Annotated in this window: 20 protein-coding genes; 14 read left to right on the top strand and 6 right to left on the bottom strand. The window is 57.7% G+C overall.

Going from position 1 to position 20,393, the window contains the following annotated elements; all coding sequences use genetic code 11:
• Window positions 1-56 precede the first annotated feature (56 nt).
• Complete coding sequence (locus FJU30_RS17525; RefSeq protein WP_150436270.1) at window positions 57-1,061, bottom strand: hypothetical protein; 1,005 nt, start codon at window positions 1,059-1,061, stop codon at window positions 57-59.
• Window positions 1,062-1,180: 119 nt separating this feature from the next.
• Here FJU30_RS17525 and FJU30_RS17520 point away from each other — a divergent pair, with 119 nt between their 5' ends.
• Window positions 1,181-1,507, top strand: coding sequence for a hypothetical protein (locus FJU30_RS17520; RefSeq protein ID WP_150436269.1), 327 nt, complete (start codon window positions 1,181-1,183; stop codon window positions 1,505-1,507).
• Between the two features lie 49 nt (window positions 1,508-1,556).
• Here FJU30_RS17520 and FJU30_RS17515 read toward each other — a convergent pair whose 3' ends face one another.
• The gene (locus FJU30_RS17515; protein WP_150436268.1) at window positions 1,557-1,979 is read right to left on the bottom strand and encodes a secondary thiamine-phosphate synthase enzyme YjbQ; all 423 of its coding nucleotides are present in this window, start codon (window positions 1,977-1,979) and stop codon (window positions 1,557-1,559) included.
• 1,004 nt (window positions 1,980-2,983) lie between these two features.
• Between FJU30_RS17515 and nnr the strand changes: the two genes are divergently transcribed.
• The 12 genes from nnr to FJU30_RS17450 all read left to right on the top strand — a co-directional run bounded on the left by nnr (window position 2,984) and on the right by FJU30_RS17450 (window position 15,607).
• The gene (gene nnr, locus FJU30_RS17505; RefSeq protein ID WP_150436266.1) at window positions 2,984-4,513 is read left to right on the top strand and encodes a bifunctional ADP-dependent NAD(P)H-hydrate dehydratase/NAD(P)H-hydrate epimerase; all 1,530 of its coding nucleotides are present in this window, start codon (window positions 2,984-2,986) and stop codon (window positions 4,511-4,513) included.
• Window positions 4,510-4,992 carry a tRNA (adenosine(37)-N6)-threonylcarbamoyltransferase complex ATPase subunit type 1 TsaE gene (gene tsaE, locus FJU30_RS17500; RefSeq protein ID WP_150436265.1) on the top strand — a complete coding sequence of 161 codons (483 nt, stop codon included), beginning with the start codon at window positions 4,510-4,512 and terminating at the stop codon, window positions 4,990-4,992. Before nnr ends, tsaE begins: the two co-directional genes overlap by 4 nt.
• Entirely contained in the window at window positions 4,989-6,686 is a 1,698-nt protein-coding gene (amiB, locus tag FJU30_RS17495; protein WP_150436264.1) for an N-acetylmuramoyl-L-alanine amidase AmiB, read from the top strand. Before tsaE ends, amiB begins: the two co-directional genes overlap by 4 nt.
• 17 nt (window positions 6,687-6,703) lie before the next feature.
• A complete protein-coding gene (gene mutL / locus FJU30_RS17490; RefSeq protein WP_150436263.1) occupies window positions 6,704-8,587 on the top strand; it encodes a DNA mismatch repair endonuclease MutL in 1,884 nt (627 codons plus the stop codon).
• Window positions 8,580-9,521 (top strand): tRNA (adenosine(37)-N6)-dimethylallyltransferase MiaA, encoded by a 942-nt coding sequence (miaA, locus tag FJU30_RS17485; protein WP_150436262.1) that lies wholly within the window; start codon window positions 8,580-8,582, stop codon window positions 9,519-9,521. The genes mutL and miaA overlap by 8 nt, the downstream gene beginning before the upstream one ends.
• A 112-nt stretch (window positions 9,522-9,633) precedes the next feature.
• On the top strand, window positions 9,634-9,936 hold the full coding sequence (gene hfq / locus FJU30_RS17480) for an RNA chaperone Hfq (protein ID WP_150436261.1): 303 nt from the start codon (window positions 9,634-9,636) through the stop codon (window positions 9,934-9,936).
• 77 nt (window positions 9,937-10,013) lie between these two features.
• Window positions 10,014-11,294, top strand: coding sequence for a ribosome rescue GTPase HflX (gene hflX, locus FJU30_RS17475; RefSeq protein WP_150436260.1), 1,281 nt, complete (start codon window positions 10,014-10,016; stop codon window positions 11,292-11,294).
• Between the two features lie 73 nt (window positions 11,295-11,367).
• Window positions 11,368-12,612 carry an FtsH protease activity modulator HflK gene (gene hflK, locus FJU30_RS17470; RefSeq protein ID WP_150436259.1) on the top strand — a complete coding sequence of 415 codons (1,245 nt, stop codon included), beginning with the start codon at window positions 11,368-11,370 and terminating at the stop codon, window positions 12,610-12,612.
• 3 nt (window positions 12,613-12,615) lie between these two features.
• A complete protein-coding gene (hflC, locus tag FJU30_RS17465; RefSeq protein ID WP_150436258.1) occupies window positions 12,616-13,605 on the top strand; it encodes a protease modulator HflC in 990 nt (329 codons plus the stop codon).
• A gap of 133 nt (window positions 13,606-13,738) precedes the next feature.
• Window positions 13,739-13,939, top strand: coding sequence for a DUF2065 domain-containing protein (locus FJU30_RS17460; RefSeq protein ID WP_150436257.1), 201 nt, complete (start codon window positions 13,739-13,741; stop codon window positions 13,937-13,939).
• A gap of 100 nt (window positions 13,940-14,039) precedes the next feature.
• Window positions 14,040-15,338 carry an adenylosuccinate synthase gene (locus tag FJU30_RS17455; RefSeq protein WP_150436256.1) on the top strand — a complete coding sequence of 433 codons (1,299 nt, stop codon included), beginning with the start codon at window positions 14,040-14,042 and terminating at the stop codon, window positions 15,336-15,338.
• 23 nt (window positions 15,339-15,361) lie between these two features.
• Window positions 15,362-15,607 carry a transposase gene (locus FJU30_RS17450; protein WP_150436290.1) on the top strand — a complete coding sequence of 82 codons (246 nt, stop codon included), beginning with the start codon at window positions 15,362-15,364 and terminating at the stop codon, window positions 15,605-15,607.
• Between the two features lie 62 nt (window positions 15,608-15,669).
• Here FJU30_RS17450 and mpl read toward each other — a convergent pair whose 3' ends face one another.
• Complete coding sequence (mpl, locus tag FJU30_RS17445) at window positions 15,670-17,052, bottom strand: UDP-N-acetylmuramate:L-alanyl-gamma-D-glutamyl-meso-diaminopimelate ligase (protein ID WP_150436255.1); 1,383 nt, start codon at window positions 17,050-17,052, stop codon at window positions 15,670-15,672.
• Between the two features lie 168 nt (window positions 17,053-17,220).
• On the opposite strand from mpl, the gene fbp reads away from it, so the two are divergent.
• Window positions 17,221-18,225 (top strand): class 1 fructose-bisphosphatase, encoded by a 1,005-nt coding sequence (gene fbp / locus FJU30_RS17440; RefSeq protein ID WP_150436254.1) that lies wholly within the window; start codon window positions 17,221-17,223, stop codon window positions 18,223-18,225.
• Window positions 18,226-18,358: 133 nt separating this feature from the next.
• Here fbp and ruvX read toward each other — a convergent pair whose 3' ends face one another.
• The 3 genes from ruvX to gshB all read right to left on the bottom strand — a co-directional run bounded on the left by ruvX (window position 18,359) and on the right by gshB (window position 20,387).
• The gene (gene ruvX / locus FJU30_RS17435) at window positions 18,359-18,778 is read right to left on the bottom strand and encodes a Holliday junction resolvase RuvX (RefSeq protein ID WP_150436253.1); all 420 of its coding nucleotides are present in this window, start codon (window positions 18,776-18,778) and stop codon (window positions 18,359-18,361) included.
• Window positions 18,778-19,341 (bottom strand): YqgE/AlgH family protein, encoded by a 564-nt coding sequence (locus FJU30_RS17430; protein WP_150436252.1) that lies wholly within the window; start codon window positions 19,339-19,341, stop codon window positions 18,778-18,780. Before FJU30_RS17430 ends, ruvX begins: the two co-directional genes overlap by 1 nt.
• A gap of 86 nt (window positions 19,342-19,427) precedes the next feature.
• On the bottom strand, window positions 19,428-20,387 hold the full coding sequence (gene gshB, locus FJU30_RS17425) for a glutathione synthase (protein ID WP_150436251.1): 960 nt from the start codon (window positions 20,385-20,387) through the stop codon (window positions 19,428-19,430).
• Window positions 20,388-20,393: the final 6 nt, after the last annotated feature.

Genomic DNA, 20,393 nt, shown 5'->3' with positions numbered 1-20,393 from the left:
AGCGGGCCTCATGTCATCAAATAACGTCGAATCGGTTCGCCTGTGGCTGCGAAGGGTTATGCCCTGGGTGGCGCCTTGTCCGTTCGCGGCGCCGGGATATCGGAAATCGTCAGTTCGCTAATTTTGCCCGATAAGGTCCAGGCACAGAATATTTTAGTCGCGGTATGCCATTCGTACGCACCATTACCGCGCTCAAAGTAGCCGTATTTGCTGTGGCGTCCCAGCCGATCTAACAGCGCATCGATCGGTTTGCCGACGAAGCTGTCAGCCTGTTGGGCGACCTCCGTTACGTCCTCATCGCGTGCGACGATATAATTTTTGCGCTTATAGGGTATAAATTGGCGCGCCACCACGCGGGGAGCGAACTGGCTGGTAATGAGTTCAGCAAAAAATTGCTGCAGGGTCAGTCGCCCGTCATCGTCTGGCTGCAGGATGATCTCGCTCGCGTCCGGTAAAAAGAAACTGACAAATTCATACTGCAGACGCTGCTGGCGGTCACAGATAAATAAACCGCGCCCGGCGCGCGCAGCGATGCCATAACGGCCGTCCGGCGAGAAGCGGATTGGCGAACCGGACCAGTTAATAACCACGTTTCCCGGCAGCAGACATTCATAATCGTATACCTTGCCGGCGATCCTTTCGCGCTGGATCAGTATACGGATATCTTCCTCGCGCAACGGATGCGCCTGAACGGTGGGACTGGTTAATGAGGCATGCGCCATGCGCAATGGCTCTGCGCGACGGGAAGGTTCAACGACGAGCAGTCCGCTTTTCTGGGCGAGGTATGAATTGAACGCCAGAATAACGTATAGCGTGGCGATGCTGGCCAGCAAGGGAAGAACCCAGCCGGACAGCGTCATGAACATGGCGCAGACCGTGGCCGGCAATACGCCGATAATCCACGGCGCGCTGAGCGACTCCAGCCGGCGCGTGTGGAACCAACGCCACGCCGCGATGTTTAGCACGGCCAGAAAAGCCCAAAGCAGCAGCGACCACAGCAAAGGTTGCGGCAGATGTATCACGATGATCGTAGGCGCCAGCAACCCGACGACGGTAATCAACAGGGTGACAATGATGGTTATCTCCGGTTTTGCGGTCTGGCGGTTAACAATAAGTCAGCCATAATAGTTTCATAAAGTGAAATATATCTTTATTACCGTTTGCCGTCAGGAGATTCCTCATGCTGAATACACGTGCGCACGACGAGTCGGGAAAACGCCCGCCGCGGTATTTGATCCTGGCGCTGAGCAGCTTGCTGGTTAGTGCGACTGGCGCGGCGATATTGCCGTTCTCGCCGCTGGGCGAGAGCGACCTGTCCGGGATCGGACCGTTCCTCCTGTTCTTGCTATGTATGGCGATCGTCGCATTCAGCCTGCTGGCCAGCCTGATTTTCGTGCTGATCTCGCTGGCCCGGCGAGAACGCCTGCGCTGGCTGGCGGGGCTGATGGCGGCCGGGTATGGCATCGTCGTACTGGCCGGCGTCGGCTGGTTACTGGGCTGGTTTTGAGCGAACGGACCGCACGGTCTGGAAAGTAAAGCGGGGATGCCGGCTGACGTTATTCCGTTTCTCCCTGCAGGGTAACGACAATGTGGCGCGCGCCGCCGTGCCGGCGATGCTCGCCCAGCCAGATCCCTTGCCAGGTTCCCAGCATCAGGCGACCGTGTTTTACCGGCAGCGTCAGCGAGGCGCCCAGCAGCGAGGATTTGATATGCGCCGGCATATCGTCCGGTCCTTCGTCATCGTGCTGGTACGGCGCGTTTTCCGGCGCGTGACGCAGAAAGTGCTGTTCCATATCGTGTCGTACCGAGGGATCGCAATTTTCGTTGAGGGTCAGCGAGGCGGAGGTGTGTTGCAGCAGCAGATGAAGCAGGCCGGTTTTAACCTGGCGCAGCGTCGACAGTTGGTCGACGATGTCGTCGGTGATCAAATGAAAGCCGCGCGGTCTGGCGCGAAGAGAAATGATCTGTTGATACCACATACTGTTTTCCCGTGCTGAATGAAGCGTACCGCCGGACAGAAAAATGCGTCGGGCGGTTATGACGTCGGTGAAAGTATAGCCGGCGCGCCGCGTCGGCGGCAGATTTTTCTGTTGCCCGCCGCGCGCGTTTAGCGGCGGCGCGGCGCGGAAATTTCATTTTCCGCGTTGACGTGGGCCTGAAACCAGTCCATAATTGCGTCCGCTCTGCCGTTGATGACTCTGCAATTCTTTTAAAATCAACAAGATGCGTATTTTTTACTGCAGTTCTTCGTTTGACGATGCTTTTGCTTGCCGCTGAGTTATCCACCGGCCCAGCCTTGAATCTCTCCCTGTTTCATGCACAATGTCATAACTTTTTGAACAGACTTATCCACAGGGCGCCGATCGGCCTCGTCGAATATTATTCTAAACCCCACTGTTGCGGCACGATTTATCTCTTTGTAATTTAAACATAATTTTTACTTATAAAACGTTATGGCGATCACTTGCACTTTTTGTGACAGTTGATTGACAAGGATTTTTTATTTTTATCCACAGGACAGGTTGGCCGCTGCCGCGACCTTACGCCCGCTATTGCACGTCGCGCCGGACATCGCCGGATCTTGAAATCGATTAGGTATAAAATCGATCAGGTATAGCTTACTGATAAGATTATACTCGTCATACTTCAGGCAGCAGGTGCGTTGGCTGCGCTCAATAGATTCGGCCCGTTCCTGGGCCCCTCTGCGGGGGCCGCCGCCAGCGGCGTTCAAATTCGCTCCCGACGGATTTGTCGCCCGAATCACTTAGTTGTGTCGGCTCACCGGGATGAATGAGAGACATCCTGTCCTTCACCCAGGCCAGCCGTTGACTGGTCAAATTCGTTGCCGACGAATTTATCCTTCGCTTGCAGCGTTACGAAGCGCATTTATGCGACTCGCCCATAAAGGGGCAACGCGTTGCGTTGTTCAAAACGATAACGTTTGTCCTGCAACCCGAATTATTTAGAGCATTAAGGAGCGGCTATGGCGATTAAGCACGGGAAACAGCAGGTCTCTGAATTACCTCATTCGATCTTTTATGCCCGCTGGCTGCGCGAGCAGGAGGCCGGCGCGGCGCGCGCGGCCGGTATTTCGCTCTATACGTTGATGCAGCGCGCGGGCGAGTCTGCCTTCAGACTGGCCTTGCGCGCTTATCCGCTGGCGCGCCGCTGGCTGGTGCTGGTGGGGAAAGGCAACAACGGCGGCGACGGTTACGTCGTCGCGCGTCTCGCGCGGGCGGCGGGGATCAGGGTGACGCTGTTGGCCTGTCCGGCGACGGACGCGCTGCCGCCGGAAGCGACTCAGGCGCGCCGCGACTGGCTGGCCGACGGCGGTGAAGAAAACGATGCGCGCGATCCCTGGCCGGCCGATGCCGACCTTATCATTGACGGCTTGCTTGGCTCGGGACTCAGCGCCGCGCCGCGCGAGCCCTGGGCCGGACTGATTGTGCGGGCGAATCGGTATCCGGCGCCGGTGCTGGCGCTGGATACGCCTTCCGGTCTGGATGCGGAGACGGGGGCGGCGGCGGGCGAAGTGATACAGGCGGAACAGACGATAACCTTCATCACCTTAAAGCCGGGTTTGTTCACCGGCCAGGCGAAAGCCTGGAGCGGCAGGGTGCATCATGATGATCTCGGGCTGACGGACTGGCTGGCCGGTCAGTCCGCTCCCATTCGCCGCCTGTCGGCCGGTTTGTTGAGTGAGTGGTTACTACCTCGCCGGGCCACCGCGCATAAAGGCGACAACGGTCGTCTGCTGGTGGTCGGCGGCGATGAGGGCACGGCCGGCGCTATTCGCATGGCCGGCGAGGCGGCTCTGCGCAGCGGCGCGGGTCTGGTGCGAGTGCTCACTCATCAGCAGAATATCGCGCCGCTGTTGGCGGCCCGTCCCGAGCTGATGGTGCGGGAACTGACGACGGCGTCAATGCGCGAAGGGCTGGAATGGGCCGACGTATTGGTTATCGGGCCGGGAATGGGGCAGTCGGACTGGGGCAAAAATGCGCTGCGGCTGGCGGAAAATTGTAACAAACCCATGCTATGGGATGCCGATGCGCTTAACCTGCTGGCAATAACCGCCGGGAAACGTCAAAATCGTGTTATTACACCGCATCCCGGCGAAGCGGCGCGTTTGCTGAACTGTCGCGTGGCCGAGATTGAGAGTAATCGCTTACTTGCGGCGCAGAATCTGGTAAAACGCTATGGCGGCGTGGCGCTGCTGAAAGGCGCCGGCACCGTGATTGCCGACGAAAGCGGCCGGATGTCCATCGCGGACGTGGGAAATGCCGGTATGGCGACCGGCGGCATGGGCGATGTGTTATCCGGGATTATCGGCGCGCTGCTTGGGCAAAAACTGCCGCTATATGAAGCGGCCTGCGCCGGTTGTGTGGTACATGGCGCCACGGCTGATGAACTGGCCCGGCGGCATGGAATGCGTGGTATGCTGGCGACCGATCTGTTGCCCGCGTTGTCTCAGTTTGTTAATCCGGAATGGATAGAGTCAGATAAAACAGAATGAAAAAATGTGTTTTACCTCTGCTGGATGAAGCCGCGACTCTCGCGTTGGGCGCCGCGCTGGCGCGGGCATGCGATCGCGCCTGCGTCATTCATTTGCTTGGCGATCTCGGCGCGGGAAAAACCACCTTCAGCCGCGGATTCCTGCAGGCGCTCGGCCACCAGGGCAACGTGAAAAGCCCGACCTATACGCTGGTTGAACCTTATGAATTATCTCCGCGTCCCGTCTATCACTTTGATCTTTATCGGCTGGCCGACCCGGAAGAGCTGGAGTTCATGGGGATCCGCGACTATGTCGAGCAGGACGCGATTTGCCTGATCGAATGGCCGCAGCAGGGCGCCGGCGTACTGCCCGACGCCGACCTCGAGTTGCATCTGCATTATCAGGGGCAGTCGCGTCAGGCGGAAATTATCGCGCTGTCCGCCTGCGGAGACGCGCTGGTTCAGCACCTGATCAACCGGGCGGAGAACGGCGCGCCATGATGAGCTGGTTCAGAAAAGTCTGTTGCTGCGCGCTGCTGTGGCTGTGCGCCGGCCCGCTGCTGGCGGCCAACCTCGCCGATATTAAAGTCGATAATGCGGCGACGCAGGCGACGGTCACTCTGAGTTTTAACGGCCAGCCGGTTTATGCCTTCTTCCCGCTCGATAACCCTGAGCGCGTGGTGATCGACATCCGACAGAGCGGCGTGATTCAGGGGCTGCCGCTGGCGTTCAGCGGTCAGAATCTGATTAAAAGCATTCGCACCAGTCAGCCGAAGGACGCGCAAAGCATTCGGCTGGTGCTGGATTTAACCCAGGCGGCGAAGACGCGCGCTGCTACGCAGCGCAATGGCGACGGCTACCGGGTGGTGTTTACCGTGGCGGCGCAGAACGTCAGCGTCGCCAGCCGTAAACCGACCGTTTCCGTACAGGAATCCCGTCCGACGACCGCGGCGAAGGGCGGCGGGCATAATCCCTTTAAAAATGAGCCGACGCTGGTGATCAACAGTAACGCCTCCGCCCGTCCGGCGGTACAGGCGCGCCAGACGTCGGAGAACGAACGCGTGGTGGTAGCGATAGACGCCGGGCACGGCGGCCAGGATCCCGGGGCGATCGGCCTCAATGGCCTGCAGGAGAAGAGCGTTACTATCGCCATCGCGCGTAAACTCCAGGCGTTGCTGAATGACGATCCGATGTTTAAACCGGTGATGACGCGCAGCGGCGACTATTTTGTTTCGGTCATGGGGCGTTCGGATGTCGCGCGTAAACAAAACGCCAATATTCTGGTGTCGATTCACGCCGATGCGGCGCCCAATCGCAGCGCGACCGGCGCCTCGGTCTGGGTACTTTCCAATCGGCGCGCCAACAGCGAAATGGCGAACTGGCTGGAACAGCATGAGAAACAATCGGAACTGCTGGGCGGCGCGGGGGATCTGTTGGCCAACAATGCCGCCGATCCCTACCTGAGCCAGGCGGTGCTGGATTTGCAGTTCGGCCATTCGCAGCGCGTGGGCTACGACATCGCCAGCAAGGTATTGCCGGAGCTGCAGCGCGTCGGTTCGCTGCATAAACGGCGGCCCGAACACGCCAGCCTCGGCGTGCTGCGCTCGCCGGATATCCCCTCTCTGCTGGTGGAAACGGGCTTTATCAGCAACGTGTCCGAAGAGCGCCTGTTGGGTTCTTCCGCCTATCAGGACAAGCTGGCGCAGGCGATTTACCGGGGGATCCGCAGCTATTTCCTTGCGCATCCGATACAATCCGCCCCAAAGTCGTCGCCGTCGGTTCAGCCGGCGGCGGCGCCAAACCGCGCTAACGCGCCTGCCGCCGCCGCCGCGCCCGTCAGCCGCGGCGGCACGACGCGCCATACGGTGGCGCGCGGGGAAACGCTATCGGCGATTGCCGTCCGTTACGGCGTGAGTATGGACGCCATCCGCGATCTGAATAAGCTGAAAAAAGATGTGGTGTGGGTCGGACAGCGTTTAAGGATCCCTGCCGGCAGCGCGACGCGCACGGCCGGTTCCGCCGCGCCGCGTCCGGCAAAAAAACCGGCGGCGGTGAAGCATAAAGTGGTGCGCGGTGATAGTCTGAGTGCCATCGCCGAACGCTACGGCGTTAGTATGAGAGAGATTCAGCAGGCGAATAATATGACGTCGGGCACGGTGCAGTTGGGCCAGACGCTGGTTATTCCGTCGGCCTAACCTAAAGAGGAGCCCGCATGTCGATTCAGGTTTTGCCGCCGCAGTTGGCAAACCAGATTGCCGCCGGTGAAGTGGTGGAGCGTCCGGCGTCGGTGGTGAAAGAGCTGGTGGAAAACAGCCTGGACGCCGGGGCGACCCGAATTGATATTGAGATAGAGCGTGGCGGCGCGAAGCTGATCCGCATTCGCGATAACGGCTGCGGTATTGGTAAAGACGAACTGGCGCTGGCGCTGGCGCGTCACGCCACCAGCAAGATCGCCACGCTGGACGATCTGGAAGCGATCGTCAGCATGGGTTTTCGCGGCGAGGCGCTGGCCAGTATTAGCTCGGTGTCGCGGTTGACGCTGACCTCGCGCACAGAGGCGCAGTCCGAAGCCTGGCAGGCTTACGCCGAAGGCCGCGAGATGGCGGTAACGGTAAAACCGGCCGCCCATCCGACCGGCACCACGCTGGAAGTGCTCGACCTGTTCTACAACACGCCGGCCCGGCGTAAGTTTATGCGCACCGAGAAAACCGAGTTCGCGCACATCGACGAAGTGGTGCGGCGCATCGCGCTGGCGCGCTTCGATGTCACCCTGACTCTGCAGCATAACGGCAAAATGGTGCGGCAATACCGGGCGGTCAGCGATCCGTCGCAGCATGAGCGGCGGCTGGCCAGCATTTGCGGCGCGGCTTTTTTGCAGCACGCGCTGGCGGTCTCCTGGCAGCACGACGATCTGCGCATCGAAGGCTGGGTGGCGGCGCCTGAGGATACGCGTCAGCTGGCCGAGATGCAGTACTGCTACGTCAATCAGCGCATGATGCGCGATCGGTTGATTAATCACGCCATCCGACAGGCCTGGCAGGAGCATTTTACCGATGAGCGGCAGCCGGCCTATGTGCTGTACCTTAGCGTCGATCCGCATCAGGTGGATGTGAATGTACATCCGGCGAAGCATGAGGTGCGTTTCCATCAGGCGCGTCTGGTGCATGACTTTATTTACCAGGCGGTGATGACGGTGCTGCAGCAGACGAGCGCGCCGGATTTACCCCTGAGCGATCCGCTGACCAGCCAGCCGCTGGCGGGCGGCTGGCAGCAGGAAAATCGCGTGGCGGCCGGCGAAAACCACTTCGCCGACGCTACGTCGCCGGCAGCCGGGCAATCGCCGTCGTCGTCCGGCGGTAAAGCGCGCGAGCGCGCGCCGGCGGGCTATGCCGGTGCGGCGACCTACCAGAAAAAGCAGGGCGAGCTGTATCAACGCCTGTTGCAGCCGGGGGCGTCCGCGCCGCGATCCGTCGTGGAGGAGCCCGTCTCCCGTCCGCGGTCGCCCGCCCGCGCGCCCGAAGCGTCGCCGATCGATAACGATGCGCCGGGCTTTGGCCGGGTATTGACCGTATATCCACCCTGTTACGCGCTGGTGGAATACCGGCGCGGGCTGGCGCTGTTGTCATTGCCGGTGGCCGAACGCTACCTGCGCCAGGCGCAGTTGACGCCGCCTGAAGAGGGGTTGAAACCGCAACCGCTGCTGATCCCGCAGCGGCTGGTGCTGGATCAGCCGGCGCGCGCGGTGTTGCAGCGTCATCAGGCGCTGCTCGCTCGTTTTGGCATTGATATTCGCGCCGAGGCGCAGCGCATCGCGCTGCGCGCGGTACCTTTACCATTGCGCCAACAAAATTTACAAAACTTGATTTCAGACCTGTTAGGCTATCTGACTGATTATCAGGAGATTGCCCCTGATGCGCTGGCGGCCTGGCTGGCGCTGCAGCTGAGCAGCGAACACGACCTCTGGAATCATTCACAGGCCATACAATTACTGACCGATGTGGAGCGCCTTTGCCCCGGCCTTGTCGTCGCTCCGCCGGGTGAACTGTTACAAACGATGGATATTGAGGCCGTCATTAAGGCCCTGCAGCATGACTGATTTTGACAACTCGCCACGCCCCAAAGCGATTTTTATTATGGGACCCACCGCATCCGGCAAAACCGCGCTGGCGATGAATTTGCGCCAGCATTTGCCGGTTGAGTTGATTAGCGTTGATTCCGCCCTCATCTATCGGGGGATGGACATCGGCACCGCCAAACCCGGCGCGGATGAACTGCGTCATGCGCCGCATCGGCTGATCGATATTATCGACCCGGCCGAAGCGTATTCCGCGGCGGATTTTCGCCGGGACGCGCTGGCCGAAATGGCCGATATTACCGCTGCCGGACGTATCCCGCTGCTGGTAGGGGGAACGATGCTGTACTTCAAGGCGCTGCTGGAGGGATTATCGCCGCTGCCGCCGGCCGATGCGGAGGTGCGTCGGCGCATTGAAACGCAGGCGCGGGAGCGGGGCTGGGAGGCGCTGCATCGTCAGTTATGTGAGATAGATCCGGTTGCCGCCAATCGGATTCATCCAAATGATCCACAGAGACTGTCGCGGGCACTGGAAGTTTTTTTCGTTTCAGGTAAAACTTTAACTGAACTGACAAAAACTTCCGGCGAGGCTTTGCCTTATCAGGTTTATCAGTTTGCGATAGCGCCGGTGACGCGTGAGCTACTGCATCAGCGTATTGAGTTGCGTTTTCATCAGATGTTGTCGGCGGGGTTTGAAACAGAAGCCCGGGCGCTTTTTGCCCGAAGTGATTTGCACAGGGATTTGCCTTCCGTTCGTTGTGTCGGTTATCGCCAGATGTGGTCATATTTGTCCGGGGAGATCGACTACGATGAGATGGTTTATCGGGGAGTTTGTGCAACGCGTCAGTTGGCCAAACGCCAGATGACCTGGTTACGCGGCTGGGAAGCCGTCTGCTGGCTGGACAGCGATAGGCCGCAGGACGCCATGGATAAGGTGATACAGGTTGTTAGTGCATAGGTTGGGTGATTGTGTACAATTGACGCGTCTCAGCGCACAAATTTTTTACATCGTTATTTTAGGGCCGCAGGGTTCTTTGTTAAAGACAACAAGCAAATAAGGAAAATATAGAATGGCTAAGGGGCAATCTTTGCAAGATCCGTTCTTGAACGCGCTGCGTCGTGAACGTGTTCCGGTTTCGATTTATTTGGTTAACGGTATAAAACTACAGGGTCAGATCGAGTCTTTCGATCAGTTTGTCATTTTACTAAAAAATACGGTCAGTCAGATGGTGTATAAGCATGCCATCTCTACGGTGGTTCCGTCTCGTCCGGTCTCTCATCACAGTAATAATCCGGGCGCAGGCAATAACTATCACGGCAATAATCCGGCGGGTCAACAGCCGCCGGCGCAAGAAGGTGATGACGCTGAATAAGGCATATTCTCTGACTATGGCGGGGAGTGGTGCGTTCCCCGCTTTTGATTGCGTTCATGGCTTGAGAGGTTGCTCGTTTGTTTGACCGCTACGAAACCGGTGAACGGGCCATATTGGTTCATATTTACTTTTCGCAAGACAAAGATACGGAAGATTTGCAGGAGTTTGAGTCTCTTGTCTCATCCGCCGGCATTGAAACGCTACAGGTGGTTACCGGTAGCCGTAAAGCCCCGCATCCGAAATATTTTGTCGGTGAAGGCAAAGCTGAGGAAATCGCTCAGGCGGTAAAAGCTAACGATGCCTTTGTGGTGCTGTTCGATCACGCCCTGTCGCCCGCGCAGGAAAGAAATCTGGAGCGGTTGTGCGAATGCCGGGTGATCGACCGTACCGGGCTGATTCTGGATATATTCGCCCAGCGCGCGCGTACCCATGAAGGTAAATTACAGGTGGAACTGGCGCAGTTGCGTCACCTGTCCACGCGTCTGGTGCGCGGCTGGACCCACCTTGAGCGGCAAAAAGGCGGGATTGGTTTACGCGGCCCGGGTGAAACCCAGCTGGAAACCGACCGTCGTTTGTTACGCAACCGAATCAGCATGATTCTGTCCCGCCTTGAGCGGGTTGAGAGACAGCGTGAGCAGGGGCGGCGTTCTCGCACCCGGGCCGATGTTCCCACCGTTTCGCTGGTAGGCTATACCAACGCCGGGAAATCCACCCTGTTCAACAGCATGACATCGGCGAACGTGTATGCCGCCGATCAGCTATTTGCCACGCTGGATCCCACGCTGCGTCGTATCGACGTGGCGGATGTCGGTGAAACAGTGCTGGCGGATACCGTAGGCTTTATCCGGCAGTTGCCGCATGACCTGGTCGCGGCCTTTAAGGCAACGTTACAGGAAACGCGTCAGGCCTCTCTGTTGCTGCATATTGTGGATGCCGCCGATCCCAGGATGGATGAAAATATTGATGCGGTCGACACGGTACTGGCAGAGATCGAAGCGGATGAAATCCCTGCGCTGTTAGTGATGAACAAAATTGATATGCTGGAGGATTTTGTTCCGCGTATCGATCGCAATGAGGAAAATCTGCCGGTCAGGGTCTGGCTTTCAGCCCAAACCGGGCAAGGTATTCCGTTGCTATTTCAGGCGTTGACTGAACGCCTGTCTGGGGAGATTGCGCAATATTCCTTGAGCCTTCCTCCGCAGGCCGGACGTCTTCGCAGCCGTTTTTACCAGCTTCAGGCAATAGAAAAAGAATGGATCGAAGAGGATGGGCACGTTGGCCTGAAAGTTCGCATGCCGATAGCCGACTGGCGTCGCCTCTGTAAACAAGAACAGGAACTGGCGGATTATATTGTCTGAACAGCGGCATAATCTGATGGACTCTGGGATATTGAACCTGAAGAACACCAATCATAAAGAATGGAGCTAAAACATGGCGTGGAATCAGCCCGGTAATAACGGACAGGACCGCGACCCGTGGGGGAGCAGCAATAACAATGGCGGCAACTCTGGCGGTAACAACAATAAAGGTGGGCGCGATCAGGGTCCACCGGATCTGGATGATATCTTCCGTAAACTGAGCAAAAAACTCGGCGAACTGGGCGGCAAAGGCGGGTCGGGCGGTTCGACCGGCGGGCCGCGCGCCGGCGGCCGTATCCTGGGCATCGCCGCGGTGGCGGTCGTGGTGATCTGGGCCGCCAGCGGGTTTTATACCATTAAAGAAGCGGAGCGCGGCGTTGTGACGCGTTTCGGCCAGTACAGCCATCTGGTTGAGCCGGGGCTGAACTGGAAGCCCACGTTTATTGATGACGTACGCGCCGTTAACGTGGAAACGGTGCGTGAGCTGGCGACGTCGGGCGTGATGCTGACTTCCGATGAAAACGTGGTGCGCGTAGAGATGAACGTGCAGTATCGCGTCACCGAACCGGAACGCTATCTGTTTAGCGTAACCAATGCGGATGACAGTCTGCGTCAGGCCACCGACAGCGCGCTGCGCGGCGTTATCGGCAAATACACCATGGATAAAATCCTGACCGAAGGCCGTACCATCGTGCGTACCGACACGCAGCGCGTGCTGGAAGAAACGGTGCGTCCTTATGACATGGGGATTACCCTGCTGGACGTCAACTTCCAGACCGCGCGTCCGCCGGAAGAGGTGAAGGCCGCGTTCGACGATGCGATTGCCGCGCGTGAGAACGAGCAGCAATACATTCGTGAAGCCGAGGCTTATGCCAACGAAGTTCAGCCGCTGGCCAACGGCCGCGCGCAGCGTACGCTGGAAGAAGCGCGCGCTTATCAGTCGCGCACCGTGCTGGAAGCGCAGGGTGAAGTGGCGCGCTTCGCTAAACTACTGCCGGAATATAAGGCTGCGCCGGAAATTACCCGCGAGCGTCTGTATATTGAAAGTATGGAGCGCGTATTGGGTCAGACTCGTAAGGTGCTGATTAACGATAAAAGCAATAGCCTGATGGTTATGCCGCTCGATCAGCTTCTGCGCGGTTCCGCCTCCGGCAACAATAGCGCTCAGCAGAACAATAGCGGCGCGGCGCCGTTGCGTATGCCGTCTGACAGTCAGGGGGCGACATCGACCCCGTCACGCAATACCAGCTCCAGTATTCTGGATCAGCGCCGGGCGAATGCGCAGCGTGATGATATCACTCGCACAGGGAGAGAATAATCGATGCGTAAGCCTTTACTATTTATCCTGATCCTTGTCCTGCTGGTGGTGTATGCCTCGCTGTTTGTGGTGCAGGAAGGTCAACGCGGCATCGTTATGCGCTTCGGCAAAGTGTTGCGCGACGATGAAAACAAGCCTCTGGTCTATGTGCCGGGTCTGCATGTAAAAGTCCCGTTCATCGAATCGGTGAAAATGCTTGATGCGCGTATTCAAACCATGGAAAACCAGGCCGACCGCTTTATCACCAAAGAGCAGAAAGACCTGATTGTCGATTCCTACATTAAATGGCGCATTAGCGATTTCAGCCGTTACTATCTGGCGACCGGCGGCGGCGACGTCTCCCAGGCCGAAGTTTTGCTGAAACGTAAGTTTAGCGACCGACTGCGTTCTGAAATCGGACGGCTGGACGTGAAAGGCATCGTTACCGATTCGCGCGGCCAACTGATGTCGGACGTGCGTGAGGCGCTGAATACCGGCAGCGGCGAAACCAGCGAGGCGGATAATGCGATTGCCTCCGCGGCGGCGCGGGTAGAACGCGAAACCAGCGGCGAACTGCCGAGCGTTAACCCGAACAGTATGGCGGCGCTGGGGATCGAAGTGATCGATGTGCGGATCAAACAGATCAACCTGCCGACTGAAGTGTCCGACGCTATCTATCAACGTATGCGCGCGGAGCGTGAAGCGGTTGCCCGTCGTCACCGTTCGCAGGGCCAGGAACAGGCGGAAAAACTGAAAGCCGCCGCTGACTTTGGCGTGACCCGTACGCTGGCGGAAGCCGAGCGTCAGGCGCGCATTATCCGCGGCGACGGGGATGCCGAGGCGGCGAAGCTGTTCGCCAACGCGTTCAGTCAGGATCCTGACTTCTATGCCTTTATCCGCAGCCTGCGCGCTTACGAAAGCAGTTTCAACAGTAATCAGGATGTGGTGGTGCTGAGCCCGGACAGCGATTTCTTCCGCTATATGAAGTCGCCGGAATCCACTATTCGCCGCTGATTCGGTTAGCGATCCATGACCTGAATCCCGTTTGTGTCCGGGGTTCAGGTAGCTGACAATACGCTGTCTTTCTTTGTCGGCAACCTCAAGCCCGTTTAACCACGGGCTTTCTTCTGTCTGGAGTATTGAAAGTATGAATGCGACCATCTGGCTGGCATTAGGACTGGTGTTAGTGCTGGAAGGGCTTGGCCCGTTATTGTTTCCCGGCGCGTGGCGCAGAATGCTCCTGGCGTTGACCAGTTTGCCGGACGTTATTTTGCGTCGTTTTGGCGGGGGTTTAGTGGTTGCCGGATGTGTGATCTACTATATGTTGCGTAGCCGTACGGGGATCTAAAATAGTAGTGAAAAATGTGCGCAAACGTGTGCTAAAAACTACTGAAAGCAGATAAATGAGATGTTAGAATCCTTTTTTAAGCAACCTGGTGATTCTTGAGATGGGTAAGAACGTCGTCGTACTGGGCACCCAATGGGGTGACGAAGGTAAGGGCAAGGTCGTTGACCTGCTGACTGAACAGGCCAAATACGTTGTGCGCTACCAGGGTGGTCACAACGCCGGTCATACTCTGGTTATCAACGGTGAGAAAACCGTTCTTCATTTAATTCCCTCGGGTATTCTGCGTAAAAACGTCATCAGCATCATCGGCAACGGTGTGGTGCTGGCGCCTGACGCGCTGATGAAGGAGATGGGCGAGCTTGAAGCGCGCGGCGTGCCGGTGCGTGAGCGTCTGCTGCTGTCTGAAGCCTGTCCGCTGATTCTGCCGTACCACGTTGCGCTGGACAACGCTCGTGAAAAAGCGCGCGGCGCGAAAGCGATCGGCACCACGGGGCGCGGCATCGGTCCAGCCTATGAAGATAAAGTGGCGCGCCGCGGTCTGCGCGTCGGCGATCTGTTCGATAAACAGACTTTCGCTGAAAAACTGAAAGAAATCATCGAATACCATAATTTTCAGCTGGTTCACTATTACAAGGTGGATGCGGTTGACTACCAGAAAGTACTGGATGATGTGCTGGCCGTTGCCGACATTCTGACGGCGATGGTGGTCGACGTGGCCGATCTGCTGGAAAAAGCGCGCGTACGCGGCGACCGCGTGATGTTTGAAGGGGCGCAGGGGACTCTGCTGGATATCGATCACGGCACCTATCCGTATGTTACCTCTTCAAACACCACTGCAGGCGGGGTAGCGACCGGTTCCGGTCTGGGCCCGCGCTATGTCGATTATGTGCTGGGTATCGTGAAGGCCTACTCCACCCGCGTGGGCGCCGGTCCGTTCCCGACCGAACTGTTCGATGATACCGGCGAGTATCTGAGCCAGAAAGGCAACGAGTTTGGCGCCACCACCGGCCGCCGCCGCCGTACTGGCTGGCTGGATGCCGTCGCCGTGCGCCGTGCGGTGCAACTGAATTCCCTGTCGGGTTTCTGCATGACCAAACTGGACGTGCTGGATGGTCTGCCGGAAGTGAAAATCTGCGTTGCTTACCGTCTGCCGGACGGTCGCGAAGTCGATATTACGCCGCTGGCTGCTGAAGGCTGGGAAGGTATTGAACCGGTATATGAAACGCTGCCGGGCTGGACTGAAAGCACTTTCGGCGTGAATCAACACGCTAAATTGCCGCAGGCCGCGCTGAACTACATTAAACGCGTTGAGGAAGTCACTGGCGTACCGGTCGATATTATCTCCACCGGTCCGGATCGTGACGAAACCATCGTGCTGCGCGACCCGTTTGACGCCTGAACGCGTTTGACTGACCGCATCGCATCATAAAAAGGACGGCTTCGGCCGTCCTTTTTGCTGTCACTCTTAGGACGAACAGCGATAAGGCTGTTCGCAAAATTTCCCTGTCTGAGAAAGAAAAAATTTTGGGAAACCACTTCTGGCAAAGAGAATATTTCGTGGGCCCGGCAGGCGCGAACGAAGAGATTATTCGCAGATATGTCAGGTATCAGGGCAAAATAGAGAAAGCGGAAGCGGAAAGACAAATGCAACCGGGGTTGGAAGAATAGTGTTTGAGCCCCCTTTTAGGAGGCCGTGTCAAAGCCGCCTTATATGAAGGCGGCTTTTTGCGTTACTTATCTGCTTTTTCCGCGCGCGCTTTGTCCGCCAGCGCGTCGAGCAGGCGGTCATGGATGTTGCTGAAGCCGCCGTTGCTCATCACCAGAATGTGATCGCCGGGCTGCGCGGTTTTCACGATCATCTCGACCAGCGTATCGATATCCGCACTCCAGTGCGCCGGCTGCACACAGGCCTCCGCCACTTCAGCTACCTGCCACGGAATATGCTGCGGCTGGAACAGGAATACTTCATCCGCCCGGCCCAGCGACGGCGCCAGCTCATTTTTGCACAGCCCCATCTTCATGGTATTGGAGCGGGGCTCCAGCACCGCCAGGATGCGCGCGGTGCCGCCCACTTTACTGCGCAGAGCGGCCAGCGTGGCCAGAATCGCCGTCGGATGGTGAGCGAAGTCATCGTAGACATTCACGCCCCAGGCTTCGCCGCGCAGTTCCAGCCGGCGACGGGCGTTAATGAAACGTCCCAGCGCCGTGCAGGCGTCCGCCGGCAGCACGCCCACGTGATGGGCCGCCGCGATGGCCATCAGCCCGTTATGCATATTGTGTTCGCCGACCAGACTCCACTTCACCACGCCGACGGGTTCGCCGTGCAGGAACACCTGGTATTCGCTGGCGTCGGGCGTGATTTTTTTCGCCTGCCATACGCCTTCTTCACCGACCAGTTCCTGCTCGCTCCAGCAGCCCATGGCCATAACCTGTTTCAGATGGGCATCGTTATCCGGCAGAATGATTTTGCCCTGACCCGGCACCAGCCGCACCAGATGATGGAACTGCTTCTGAATGGCCTTCAGATCGTCGAAGATGTCGGCATGATCAAATTCCAGGTTATTCAGAACCAGCGTGCGCGGACAGTAATGAATGAATTTGGAGCGTTTATCGAAGAATGCGCAGTCATATTCGTCGGCTTCAATCACAAAGAACGGGCTGGCGCCGAGACGGGCGGATACGGTGAAGTTGCCCGGCACGCCGCCGATGACAAAACCTGGCTGATAGCCGCAGTCTTCCAGAATCCATGTCACCATCCCCGCCGTGGTGGTTTTACCGTGGGTGCCGGCGACGGCGATCACCCAGCGCTCGCGCAAGAGGTGATCGTGCAGCCACTGGGGACCGGAGGTATAGGCGATGTTTTGCTCCAGCACGGCCTCCACGCAGGGATTGCCGCGAGTCATGGCATTGCCGATAATCACCAGGTCGGGGGCCGGTTCGAGCTGAGCCGGATCGTAACCCTGAATCACTGTTATCCCTTGCTCTTCCAGCAGGGTGCTCATTGGCGGATAGACGTTAGCATCTGAGCCCGTTACCTGATGCCCCAGCGATCTGGCCAGTAACGCCAGGCCGCCCATAAAGGTGCCACAGATACCTAAAATATGAATACGCATATATGTTCCATCTATGTACAGTGAGTCTGTTGCACATTCTAACGCTGGTCATGCCGCATAAGAAATGATTTGACCCGCTCCCTGTGTTCTCTTTGCGCTACACTGCAACCGTAAACGTGGCGGTATGACACGCACCGCTTTTCATTCGTACAGTATGGAATAGTGTTTATGAAAACGTTAGGCGAATTTATCGTTGAAAAACAGCACGATTTCTCTCATGCCACCGGCGAGCTTACTGCGCTGCTGTCTGCTATTAAATTAGGTGCCAAAATCATTCATCGCGATATCAACAAAGCCGGACTGGTTGATATCCTGGGAACCAGCGGTATTTCTAATATTCAGGGTGAAGTGCAGATGAAGCTCGATCTGTACGCTAATGAAAAGCTGAAAGCGGCGCTGAAGGCGCGCGGCGAAGTCGCCGGCATCGCTTCCGAAGAGGAGGACGAGATTGTCATCTTCGACGGCGAACGCGCCGAAAACGCTAAATATGTGGTGCTGATGGATCCGCTGGACGGCTCATCCAACATTGATGTAAACGTCTCGGTCGGTACGATTTTTTCCATTTACCGCCGCATTACCCCAACCGGCCAGCCGGTAACGGAAACAGACTTTCTGCAGCCGGGCAGCCAACAGGTAGCGGCCGGCTATATTGTTTACGGTTCGTCGACCATGCTGGTGTACACCACCGGCCACGGCGTGCATGCCTTCACTTACGATCCTTCGCTTGGCGTATTCTGTCTGTCTCATGAGAAGGTGCGTTATCCCGCCACGGGCAGTATGTACTCGATCAACGAAGGCAACTACATCAAGTTTCCGCTCGGGGTCAAAAAATACATCAAATATTGCCAGGAGCAGGACGAAGCCACGCTGCGGCCTTACACGACGCGCTATATCGGTTCTCTGGTGGCCGATTTTCATCGTAACCTGCTGAAAGGCGGCATCTACTTATATCCGAGCACCGCCAGCTATCCGCAGGGTAAGCTGCGTTTACTCTATGAGTGCAACCCAATGGCGTTTCTGGCCGAGCAGGCGGGGGGCAAGGCCAGCGACGGGGCCAATCGCATTCTGGATATCATGCCGGAGAAATTGCATCAGCGTTCGCCGTTTTTCGTCGGGACCGAATCGATGGTGGAGGACGTCGAGCGTTTTCTGCGCGACTATCCTGATGCCTGATGCCTGATGCCTGATGCCTGATGCCTGATGCCTGATGCCTGACGCCTGACGCCTGACGCCTGACGCCTGACGCCTGATGCATTTTTGCCATCAGTGGCGGCTATGACGGCGCGTATGCGGGGCTGGCGCGGCGTTATGGCTGCTGTTCGAACCAGCTTTCCAGGATAATGACGGCCGAAGCGGCGTCCACACTGCCTTTATCCAGCGCGCGAAAGCCGCCGTGAGAAAAGAGATCGGCGCGGGCTTCCACCGTGCTGAGCCGTTCGTCGTGCAGCGCGACCTGGACGCCGAAACGGCCATGCAGCCGGTTGGCGAACTTGCGCGCGCGCGCGGTGATCGGCTGTTCGCTGCCGTCCATATTGAGCGGCAGGCCCACCACCACCAGCGCGGGCTGCCACTCTTTTAACAGCGCTTCGATCTGCCGCCAGTCCGGGCTGCCGTCCTGCGCTTTAAACGCGCGCAGCGCGCGCGCGGTGCGGGTTATGTCCTGGCCTATGGCCGCGCCGATACTGCGCGTACCGAAATCGAAGGCGATAATAGTGCGGCTGCTCATCAGGCGTGTCCCGCTTCGATGGCGATATTATGGATATCAATACCCAGTTTCCTGCCTGCGGCGCGCCAGCGATCGGCGATCGGCGTATGGAATAAAATATCGTTGTCCGCCGGAGTGGTCAGCCAGGCGTTATCCAGCAGTTCCTGTTCAAGCTGGCCTTTTTCCCAGGCGGAGTAGCCGAGCGCCACCAGTACGTCCTGCGGCTGTTCCGCCGTGCCCAGCGTTTCCAGCACGTCTTTGGAGGTGGTGATCATGGTATCGTCGGAAATGGCGATACTGGAGCCAAATCCGGGCTGAGGCGTATGCAGAATAAAACCGCGATCGTCGGACAACGGCCCGCCGGTAAATACCGGTTTATCCAGCCGGATCTCCGGATCACGCGGGTTGGGCGTGATTTTGAGTTTTTGCAGCACATCTTCCACCGTAAATTGATCCATGGGCTTATTCACGATTAGTCCCATGGCGCCGTCTTCATTATGCTCACAGATATAGACGACGGAACGTTTGAATATGGTGTCCTGCAGTGCTGGCATAGCAATCAGAAAATGATGCTGTAAATTCATCGTATATGTTTATACTCGTCATATTTCAGGTTGCGGCATGGCGGAGATCGCGAACCGGGCCGCCGCGCGGACGGCCCTTCAATTGGTCAGCGAGAACGGCTGGCTAAACGCTGTTCAATGGCATTCATCAGCATGCCGGTAATGGAGCATTGCGGATACGCGGTTTCAATTTCGCGTACGCAGGTCGGACTGGTGACGTTGATTTCGGTCAGCCGGTCGCCAATGATATCCAGACCGACAAAAATCAATCCCTTCTGTTTCAGCACCGGCGCCACCTGGCGAGCAATTTGCCAGTCGCTTTCGCTTAGCGGGCGCGCTTCGCCCCGGCCGCCGGCCGCCAGATTGCCGCGGGTTTCGCCGGATTTCGGTATCCGCGCCAGGCAGTAGGGCACTGGCTCGCCATCCACCACCAGCACGCGCTTATCGCCGTCTTTGATCGCCGGCAGGTAGTTTTGCGCCATGCAGTAGCGGCTGCCGTGCTCGGTCAGGGTTTCGATAATCACCGAGACGTTGGCGTCATCCTGTTTCAGACGGAAAATAGAGGCGCCGCCCATGCCGTCCAGCGGTTTGAGGATCACATCGCCGTGCCGCTGATGAAACTGGCGCAGCTTATCCGCCCGACGCGTCACCAGCGTATCCGGCGTCAGGTGCGCAAACCAGGCGGTAAACAGCTTCTCGTTACAGTCACGCAGACTCTGCGGTTTATTAACAATCAGCGTGCCTTGTTCTTCGGCGCGTTCCAGCATGTAAGTGGCGTAGATGAACTCGGTATCGAACGGCGGGTCCTTACGCATCAGAATGACATCCAGCTCATGCAGGGCGATATCCTGTTCGTCGGAGAGATCGTACCAACCGTCGTAATCATATTGGACGCTGAGCCGACGCGTGGTGGCGCGCGCTTCACCGGCCTGCATATACAGGTCGTCCATCTCCATATAGTACAGTTCCCAGCCGCGACGCTGTGCTTCGAGCAGCATGGTGAAGCTGGTGTCTTTTTTGATATTAATCGCCGCAATGGGATCCATTACGATGCCGAGCTTGATCATTTTCTC

The organism is Affinibrenneria salicis, assembly GCF_008710095.1.
This window is presented reverse-complemented; position numbering and strand designations above follow the sequence as displayed.

Bases quoted from the DNA above. Each gene is read 5' to 3' on its own strand.
- FJU30_RS17520 (WP_150436269.1), top strand. From the start codon at position 1,181: ATGCTGAATACACGTGCGCACGACGAGTCGGGAAAACGCCCGCCGCGG.
- FJU30_RS17515 (WP_150436268.1), bottom strand. From the start codon at position 1,979: ATGTGGTATCAACAGATCATTTCTCTTCGCGCCAGACCGCGCGGCTTT.
- nnr (WP_150436266.1), top strand. From the start codon at position 2,984: ATGGCGATTAAGCACGGGAAACAGCAGGTCTCTGAATTACCTCATTCG.
- tsaE (WP_150436265.1), top strand. From the start codon at position 4,510: ATGAAAAAATGTGTTTTACCTCTGCTGGATGAAGCCGCGACTCTCGCG.
- amiB (WP_150436264.1), top strand. From the start codon at position 4,989: ATGATGAGCTGGTTCAGAAAAGTCTGTTGCTGCGCGCTGCTGTGGCTG.
- mutL (WP_150436263.1), top strand. From the start codon at position 6,704: ATGTCGATTCAGGTTTTGCCGCCGCAGTTGGCAAACCAGATTGCCGCC.
- miaA (WP_150436262.1), top strand. From the start codon at position 8,580: ATGACTGATTTTGACAACTCGCCACGCCCCAAAGCGATTTTTATTATG.
- hfq (WP_150436261.1), top strand. From the start codon at position 9,634: ATGGCTAAGGGGCAATCTTTGCAAGATCCGTTCTTGAACGCGCTGCGT.
- hflK (WP_150436259.1), top strand. From the start codon at position 11,368: ATGGCGTGGAATCAGCCCGGTAATAACGGACAGGACCGCGACCCGTGG.
- hflC (WP_150436258.1), top strand. From the start codon at position 12,616: ATGCGTAAGCCTTTACTATTTATCCTGATCCTTGTCCTGCTGGTGGTG.
- FJU30_RS17460 (WP_150436257.1), top strand. From the start codon at position 13,739: ATGAATGCGACCATCTGGCTGGCATTAGGACTGGTGTTAGTGCTGGAA.
- FJU30_RS17455 (WP_150436256.1), top strand. From the start codon at position 14,040: ATGGGTAAGAACGTCGTCGTACTGGGCACCCAATGGGGTGACGAAGGT.
- mpl (WP_150436255.1), bottom strand. From the start codon at position 17,052: ATGCGTATTCATATTTTAGGTATCTGTGGCACCTTTATGGGCGGCCTG.
- fbp (WP_150436254.1), top strand. From the start codon at position 17,221: ATGAAAACGTTAGGCGAATTTATCGTTGAAAAACAGCACGATTTCTCT.
- ruvX (WP_150436253.1), bottom strand. From the start codon at position 18,778: ATGAGCAGCCGCACTATTATCGCCTTCGATTTCGGTACGCGCAGTATC.
- FJU30_RS17430 (WP_150436252.1), bottom strand. From the start codon at position 19,341: ATGAATTTACAGCATCATTTTCTGATTGCTATGCCAGCACTGCAGGAC.
- gshB (WP_150436251.1), bottom strand. From the start codon at position 20,387: ATGATCAAGCTCGGCATCGTAATGGATCCCATTGCGGCGATTAATATC.